The sequence below is a fragment of the Bacillus sp. JJ1503 genome (assembly GCF_036965125.1).
Lineage (GTDB): Bacteria > Bacillota > Bacilli > Bacillales > Cytobacillaceae > Cytobacillus.
This window is the reverse complement of sequence record NZ_JBALOZ010000345.1, coordinates 1-5,627: the sequence shown is the minus strand read 5'-3', so window position 1 is coordinate 5,627 and position 5,627 is coordinate 1. Positions and strand designations below refer to the sequence as shown.

At 40.4% G+C, this 5,627-nt stretch carries 8 protein-coding genes and 1 other annotated feature; all 8 genes read right to left on the bottom strand.

Translation table 11 applies throughout. The features are described from left to right. Positions 1-89: 89 nt before the first annotated feature. The gene (gene pheA / locus V7149_RS22240; RefSeq protein WP_335347768.1) at positions 90-968 is read right to left on the bottom strand and encodes a prephenate dehydratase; all 879 of its coding nucleotides are present in this window, start codon (positions 966-968) and stop codon (positions 90-92) included. A gap of 141 nt (positions 969-1,109) precedes the next feature. Further along, positions 1,110-1,565, bottom strand: a complete 456-nt coding sequence (locus V7149_RS22235) for an ACT domain-containing protein (RefSeq protein ID WP_066292905.1) — start codon at positions 1,563-1,565, stop codon at positions 1,110-1,112. A 28-nt stretch (positions 1,566-1,593) separates the two neighbouring features. After that, entirely contained in the window at positions 1,594-2,880 is a 1,287-nt protein-coding gene (obgE, locus tag V7149_RS22230) for a GTPase ObgE (RefSeq protein WP_335347767.1), read from the bottom strand. 80 nt (positions 2,881-2,960) lie between these two features. Then, positions 2,961-3,503, bottom strand: a complete 543-nt coding sequence (locus tag V7149_RS22225) for a sporulation initiation phosphotransferase B (RefSeq protein ID WP_335347766.1) — start codon at positions 3,501-3,503, stop codon at positions 2,961-2,963. 324 nt (positions 3,504-3,827) lie between these two features. Beyond that, positions 3,828-4,121 carry a 50S ribosomal protein L27 gene (rpmA, locus tag V7149_RS22220; RefSeq protein ID WP_066292897.1) on the bottom strand — a complete coding sequence of 98 codons (294 nt, stop codon included), beginning with the start codon at positions 4,119-4,121 and terminating at the stop codon, positions 3,828-3,830. Then, positions 4,122-4,466, bottom strand: coding sequence for a ribosomal-processing cysteine protease Prp (locus V7149_RS22215; protein ID WP_335347765.1), 345 nt, complete (start codon positions 4,464-4,466; stop codon positions 4,122-4,124). It lies immediately after the preceding gene. A gap of 10 nt (positions 4,467-4,476) precedes the next feature. Then, positions 4,477-4,785: a 50S ribosomal protein L21 gene (rplU, locus tag V7149_RS22210; RefSeq protein WP_066292891.1), complete on the bottom strand. Its 309-nt coding sequence runs from the start codon at positions 4,783-4,785 to the stop codon at positions 4,477-4,479. 13 nt (positions 4,786-4,798) lie between these two features. After that, positions 4,799-4,890: a sequence feature (ribosomal protein L21 leader region), on the bottom strand. Between the two features lie 49 nt (positions 4,891-4,939). Then, a partial coding sequence (locus V7149_RS22205; RefSeq protein ID WP_335347764.1) for a ribonuclease E/G occupies positions 4,940-5,627 on the bottom strand: 688 nt, incomplete at its 5' end.

The following is a 5,627-nucleotide window of genomic DNA, read 5'->3' as shown; positions in this document are numbered from 1 at the left end:
CGCTCAAAGTGATTTTGAGCGTTCATTTTTCTGTTGTTATTTGAAATTTTTCTCAACATTATCGAACCATTTTACAATGCCGTAATTACTCATATATGTTGCACTCGGCTTTTTTCCATTCCGAGCTGAAAGTATGGATAGCTTCCTAAAATTTTTACCTTACAATCTAATGCTTCCAGTTCGGCGACTACTCCTGGAATGAGAACATCATCCTGCTTCATATCCACATCAATTATAAAGAAGTAATTTCCAAGTCCTGTTTTCATTGGCCTTGATTCAATTTTAGAAAGATTTAATTTTCTCCAGGCAAAGGCGGACAGCACTTGATGAAGAGCTCCGGAACGATCAGATGGCAAAGTAATCATAACGGTAGTTTTGTAGCCCTTAAATGATGTTTTCTCTTCCCGTAAAGAGACCTCGTTCTTCGATAGAACTATAAAACGTGTATGATTATAGCTGACATCGTGAATATCCTCACGTACGATTTCAAGACCATATTCCTTTGCCGCGAGCTCGTTGGCAATGGCACCCGCTTTAATGTCTGGATGCTCCTTTACAAATTGAGCTGCAGCAGCAGTCGATGTTGTTTTTTCAGATGGCGTCCCCTTAAGCTCCTTATGCAAAAATTTATGGCATTGAGCTAAAGCGTGAGAATGACTGTAAACAACACCAACTTCCTTCCAATGATCTTTATTTGCTGGATGAACCATAAAATGCTGCCTAATCGGACAAGTTATTTCCCCAACAATTGGAAGATCCACTTCATGAACTAAATAATCAAGCGTAATATTAACTGATCCCTCAAGTGCATTCTCTAGTGGCACTACAGCTACTTCAATGTCATCCTCTATTAAAGCGTCAAAACAATCAGGAATTGTTAAATAGGGCACAGCCTGTTCTTCGGGAAACATTTCCCGTACAGCGATATCAGTAAATGTTGCTTTCGGACCTAAATAACCTACTTTCACGAAAAATCTCTCCCTTTAATTACAAGCATTCTTTCATACTAATACTTTACCACTTTACACGAAGAATGTAAGTAATCAATTTTGATTGTTTTGATAAACTGCCCGTAAAAGAAAAAATCAGGGCCGGAATAGGTACAAAGATTATGCACCTGAGCCGAGCACCTCAACTTTTTCAACAAACTCCAGCTTTCTCAAATTTGCAAGCAGTTCTTCAATTTCAATAGCCATCGCAGTAATATTTAAGGAAAGGGTGACGTTTGCCCTCCCCATTAAAGGGATCGTTTGGTGAATTGTCATGACATTGCACCCAGAAGAGGCAACCACTGCAAGTAGATGAGATAAAGTACCTGAACGATCTTCCAGATAGAAAAATAAAGTAATTAATCTTTCTTTGACTACCGTATGGAAAGGAAAGACAGTATCCCTGTATTTATAAAAGGCACTCCTGCTCAAATCTACCTTTTGCACGGCATCCCAAACGGATTCTGCCTTCCCTCTCTCAATCATTTCTTTAGCATCTAATGTTTTTTTCATAGCCTCCGGAAGAACATCTTCCCGAACGAGATAAAATTTCTTATCGAATTTCTCCTGTCTCATACCTACACTCCATTAAGCCATCCTGAGATTATTCTATAAACTCAAATTCATAATCAAGAAGCTTTACTGTATCCCCGTCCTTTGCCCCTTTTTCACGGAGAGCTTCATCGACACCCATTCCACGGAGCTGTCTTGCAAAACGGCGGACAGATTCATCCCTAGAAAAGTCAGTCATCTTAAAGAGCTTCTCAATCGCGTCTCCTGAAACAATAAATGTACCAGCTGAATCCCTTGTAATAACGAATTCTGATACTTCAGCTTCATGTTTATAGACTACGCGATGAACACCTGTCTCGACCTCATCATGAAGCGGGAATTCAGGTGTTTTTTCAATTTTGTCAGCAATGGCAAATACTAAATCTCTTAACCCTTGTCTTGTAATCGCCGATATTGGAAAAATTGGATAATCCTCTTCAATTTGCTCTTTGAACTTTTGAAGGTTTTCCTCCGCTCCAGGCATTTCCATTTTATTTGCAACAATAATTTGAGGTCTTTCCGTTAATCGTAAATTATATTCTCGTAATTCTTTATTAATGGTTAAGTAGTCTTCATATGGATCTCTGCCCTCTGTTGCCGCCATGTCAATGACGTGAACGATAACCCGGGTACGTTCAATATGTCTTAGGAACTGATGGCCAAGACCAACTCCAGAATGTGCCCCCTCAATTAATCCTGGCAGGTCTGCTAGGACAAAGCTGCGCCCGTCTTCGGTTTCAACCATACCTAGATTTGGAGCAATAGTCGTAAAATGGTATTCTGCAATTTTCGGTCTTGCCGAAGAAACAACAGATAATAGCGTTGATTTGCCTACGCTTGGAAAACCAACAAGCCCAGCGTCCGCCAAAAGCTTTAATTCAAGAATGACTTCTCTCTCGATTCCCGGCTCTCCATGCTCTGATAATTCTGGTGCTGGATTAGATGGAGTAGCAAATCTAGAGTTTCCTCTTCCACCTCGGCCACCTCTTGCAATAACAGCTTTTTGGCCATGCTCAGTAAGGTCAGCAATGATCTCATTTGTTTCTACATCTGTAACAACTGTTCCAGGGGGAACCTTAACAATCATATCTTTAGCATTTTTGCCATGCTGGTTTTTGGACATGCCATGCTCCCCGCGGGTAGCTTTAAAATGGCGCTGATAACGGAAATCCATTAGTGTACGCAGACCTTCGTTCACTTCAAAAACGACATCTGCGCCATTACCGCCATCTCCGCCCGCAGGTCCTCCCTTAGGAACATATTTTTCACGGCGGAAGGCAACCATGCCATTTCCTCCGTCTCCGCCTTTAACATAAATTTTTACCTGATCGACAAACATATTATTCCTCCCGTCTTAGCTGTTCCCATTTCATAGAACAGCAAGAACTGTATGTTTTCATTATGTACTATGATGATGGATTATTTTCTAGGGGAAACTAAAAAATCAAATGATAATTCTTGTTCAGTCCAGCTTTGAATAACAATTTCTGGATATGTTGATCCTTTTATCTCCAAAAATTGCTCTAGCTGCATCTTATTTATTATTATCCCTCTAAAATCAAAAAAGAAACGGGTTCCATCCATTTGCGGCTCAATTGTAACAGATAAATGATTCTCATAAAACGGCTTAATAGATGAATCCAAATAATCGAAAAAAGATCTAGTCCAATTTGTAAGCCAATCATCATCCAATAAACCGTTCACTGAACTTTCCATTACATCATATTCAATTTGAAACGAATGATTTTCCCAATTATATGTAAGAAGCAAGGAGGCGAATTGAGGAATATTCAAGTTAGACAGCTTAGCTTCAGCTTGGGCTTCAACAACAATTTCATTAATAATTTCTTTAGCCCGGTCAATTTTATTTAATGCCAGATTTCCTTTTATTAGTTGGATTTTGTTTAACCAGTCGTGGCGTGCGTAACGCAGCACCTCGATTACATCCCAATCAGTCTTCATACATGCACTCCTACACATGAAATCAAATTCGCCTTGGCGTATTTGCGCCCAGATTACCTGAGCTCGCTCGATAAATTCCTCTGAAAAATCTGAGGCATCCGCCAGAGGCTTAACTTTATTCAGCCTTTTTTTAGCTCGACTTAATTGAATAGCTATTTTGCATTCATCTAACAGCCTATAGTAATGGATGAAAATGGCTGAATAAAGTTAAGTGTCACTTGCTGTTAGTATATCAAAAAACCAAGCTAACGTAAGCAAAATATACATGATTCAAACCAAAAAGAAAACTCTAACCATTTAGGCTAGAGTTTTCCTAAGCATTCCTTATGCTTCTTGAGCTACAGGATATACGCTTACTTGCTTACGATCACGGCCAAGGCGCTCGAATTTAACAACACCATCCACTTTCGCGAAAAGTGTATCATCTCCACCTTTACCAACGTTTACACCTGGGTAAATTCTAGTACCGCGTTGACGGTAAAGAATAGAACCACCAGTTACGAACTGACCATCAGCACGCTTAGCACCTAGACGCTTCGCGATAGAATCACGGCCGTTCTTCGTTGAACCTACTCCCTTTTTAGAAGCAAATAACTGAAGATCTAATTTTAGTAACATTTATTCCACCTCCTGCTTTTTGAAGGTCATTTTTATATGCTGCCCGTATTGCTCTTCGATCGTCTGCAATGAGACAACCATTCCTTCTAAAAGAAGTTGAATTTTCTCGTTTGTTTCTTCCGGCAAATTGTCCGGAATTGCACAGCGGAGAAAACCATCCTCCTTTTGCTCAATATCGGGTGTAATGCCGATTAAAGCATGCACCGCGTTAATGGCGCCAATCGATACGGCTGATACGCCTGCACAGACAATATCATTCCCTCTTTCAGCAAAAAAGGCATGGCCGCTTATTTCAAATGACTGAATCATACCGGACTCTTTTCGATTCACCGTAACTTGAATCATGTTAATCGCCTTAAGCGTTGATCTTTTCAATCACAACTTTAGTGTATGGCTGACGATGACCTTGCTTTTTGCGATAGTTTTTCTTCGCTTTGTACTTGAAAACAATAATTTTCTTCGCACGGCCTTGCTTTTCAACTTTAGCTGTAACAGTAGCTCCTTCAACAACAGGGCTTCCTACTTTTACATTGTCTCCGCCAACGAAAAGAACTTTATCAAAAGTTACTGTTTCGCCTGCTTCTGCATTTAGCTTTTCGATGTAGATAGCTTGACCTTCTTCTACACGTACTTGCTTGCCACCAGTTTCAATAATCGCGTACATGAACTGCACCTCCTCTTAGACTAAGACTCGCCATCATCAGGCGTCTTACATTACTTGAAAGTAATGCAAAAGCTTATAACCTGTTCTGAGCGGTTGTAGCACGGGTGCGCTACAAACATAACATGAAAATCCTATCATAAATTGCCCCGAAATGTCAATTGGATTCTAGCTTTTTTCTTAAATCAGCTGAAGTTCCATATTGCCGAATCTCATAACTTGGTTTTAAAGAATCACTGCCGCTAAAAATAATCTCTAGACCGAGCAATTCCTCCATTCTTTCCTTGTGGACATTTTTCTCTCCAGAGAAGGTCCTTTGAACATCTTGTGTAGCTTCTATGAAGACGGCCTCATAGTCCCCGCCTTTATGCTCCCATAGCTCTCTTTCTAAGCGAAAAGCGATTGACTCTGGACTTAATACACGACCTGTCCCCTCACAGCTTGGGCACTTCATCGTCAAGGATTCTAATAGGGCAGGCTTAGTCTTCTTCCGCGTTAATTGCAGGATTCCGAGCGGGGTAAAGCCTATTACTTTTGTCCGTCTCTCATCCTTCCTAAGCTCACCCTCTAACAAGCTAATAATATGCTGCCGATCCTTTTCCTTCTTCATATCAATGAAATCGATTAAGATCATACCGCCAATATCGCGAAGGTGAATTTGTCTAGCGGCCTCAACTGCTGCCCATTCATTTGTCTTTAATATCGTATCCGAAAGGTCTTGTTTACCCGAGTATTTCCCTGTATTCACATCAATGACCGTTAATGCCTCCGCCTCGTCAAAAATTAGATAGGCACCATTTTCCAGCCATACAATTCTCTTTAACGCTTTTTCAATTTCATGTTCA